The sequence below is a fragment of the Paenibacillus sp. Aloe-11 genome, from assembly GCF_000245715.1.
Taxonomy (GTDB): domain Bacteria; phylum Bacillota; class Bacilli; order Paenibacillales; family Paenibacillaceae; genus Paenibacillus; species Paenibacillus kribbensis.
Map to the genome: position 1 here is coordinate 84358 of NZ_JH601044.1, position 364 is coordinate 84721.

Genomic DNA, 364 nt, shown 5'->3' on the forward strand with positions numbered 1-364 from the left:
GCGTTTGGAGCGTCGATGGACATTTTTGGCGACAATGTTGGAGCCCAGCCCCAAAATCCGCGCATCGCTGCGATAATTAATATCGAGGGTGATGACCTTCGCATCCTTGTAGACCTTGTCAAACTCCAGAATGGATTCCTGACGCGCCCCATTAAAGGTATAGATCGTCTGGTCATCATCACCGACGACCATCAGATTGCGGTGCCTCGCAGCCAATCGCTGCACCATTTCGTATTGCAGGGCGTTCGTATCCTGAAACTCATCGACCATGATGTAGGAAAAACGCCGCTGAAGCGGCTGAAGCACATCCGGGTCACGCAGCAGAACGGAGGCACGTAGTAGAATATCGTCAAAATCCATTTTG

1 protein-coding gene is annotated in these 364 nt (G+C 51.4%); it reads right to left on the minus strand.

The window, feature by feature from the left end; all coding sequences use genetic code 11:
• Window positions 1–364: UvrD-helicase domain-containing protein (locus tag WG8_RS27810; protein ID WP_007428601.1), on the minus strand; the 364-nt coding region annotated here is incomplete at both ends.